This window comes from Paenibacillus sp. P4_A7 (genome assembly GCF_056402455.1).
This window is the reverse complement of record NZ_JBFUHJ010000746.1, coordinates 1-1,486: the sequence shown is the minus strand read 5'-3', so window position 1 is coordinate 1,486 and position 1,486 is coordinate 1. Positions and strand designations below refer to the sequence as shown.

The following is a 1,486-nucleotide window of genomic DNA, read 5'->3' as shown; positions in this document are numbered from 1 at the left end:
AACGTTAGTTCAATAGCACACAACGATGAGCAGGCACTGCGGTAGCCTGCTCGTTTTATTAAACTAACGGGCAGGATAGTCTCAAAATGTGGGGGGATTGTTGATGAACCGATGGATTGTGCTCAGAGTTATCGGATTTAGTACATTGACTTATTTTCTCCTTAGGTATACCGTAGACGAGCATTTTAATTTGTACGACATGATACCAGTCGCCATACTAGCTGGAATTACAGTAAATGAAATTTTCATTAGAAGACGAAAGTTGAATAATAACCCTCCCCCGTTCAGATAGCCTTTGAGCTAACGAGAAACTTTAGGTTAGTTTCTAAACGGAAGCAACGATAGCTGAAGTACGACAATACTGCAGCCAACCAACACGTTCGGGGACTTTTCCAAATGGAGTTTCACATTAAACTATAAAAGAGTTGATTTTATGTTCACTGTTACTGTGGAGATGACTCAGGAGCGAAAATATCAATTGCGTGAATGGATAACTACACATGAGAATGCAACAGATCACTACTTTATGGGAGTCTACGCAGGGCTAAAGTGGATGGTTGATAAAGTTGGTGTTAAGGAACATCTCTACTCTGAGATACCCGTAGCATCTCCAATCATTATCGATCAGGCTTTCATTAGTGAATGCACTAAGAAATTTGAAGAAAATTGGATTGATGAGATATGGAATAGCGGTTTAGCTTCAGCTATTATTGCGGTTTTGGATCTATTTAATATTCAAGTTATAGAGTTTCCAACTCCGAAAGTTGCTAATAAGACGTTAAACTAACGGGAAACGTTTGTTGAATAGCCAGGGAGCAGATTACTACGGTAGCTGCTCCCTGTTTTCATTGAAGTAACGGGCAGTTATCTTCAACTGCTTATGTTAAAATATGGTCATAAGTAGTCAAATCATCGAACAATTAACTATATTTGGGGGGGTGTCGACATGGACAAGAGTTCTGTTTATAAAACCAACATAATAGGCGCTGGCGAGGTTGGCAGCGCCATCTCGGTCGACATGGACAAGAATTCTGTTTATAAAACAAACAGTTTCTATTGGGATACAAAAGGAAATGACTTTTTAGGAGCAATCGTGCTTCCTTTTTATGGAGCATTTGTCTCAGAAGAAAAATGCCAGCTTTTTGGCGATGTCTCAGGGAAAAAGATGCTGGAGATAGGCTGTGGAAACGGTCAATCCTTGCAATATCAGGGGGAACGCAAAGCATCTGAACTATGGGCTGTGGATATATCAGAAAAACAAATCGAAAAGGCAACACAACATTTGAAGGCATGTGGTCTTTCAGCAAAATTGATCTGTTCTCCCATGGAAGAAGAATGTGGCATACCAGTGGATTATTTTGACTTTGTTTATTCAATTTATGCCATAGGCTGGACCACCGACCTTGAGGGTACTTTTTGCCGGATCGCTTCTTACCTAAAAAAAGACGGTGTATTTATTTTCAGTTGGTCTCACCCTATACACAAA

At 40.0% G+C, this 1,486-nt stretch carries 3 protein-coding genes; all 3 read left to right on the top strand.

The features are described from left to right. Positions 1-103 precede the first annotated feature (103 nt). Positions 104-292 (top strand): hypothetical protein, encoded by a 189-nt coding sequence (locus tag AC1DWN_RS33630; RefSeq protein ID WP_477563168.1) that lies wholly within the window; start codon positions 104-106, stop codon positions 290-292. 141 nt (positions 293-433) lie between these two features. Further along, entirely contained in the window at positions 434-787 is a 354-nt protein-coding gene (locus AC1DWN_RS33625; RefSeq protein ID WP_477563167.1) for a hypothetical protein, read from the top strand. 159 nt (positions 788-946) lie between these two features. After that, a partial coding sequence (locus tag AC1DWN_RS33620; RefSeq protein ID WP_477563166.1) for a class I SAM-dependent methyltransferase occupies positions 947-1,486 on the top strand: 540 nt, incomplete at its 3' end.

Bases quoted from the DNA above. Each gene is read 5' to 3' on its own strand.
- AC1DWN_RS33630 (WP_477563168.1), top strand. From the start codon at position 104: ATGAACCGATGGATTGTGCTCAGAGTTATCGGATTTAGTACATTGACT.
- AC1DWN_RS33625 (WP_477563167.1), top strand. From the start codon at position 434: ATGTTCACTGTTACTGTGGAGATGACTCAGGAGCGAAAATATCAATTG.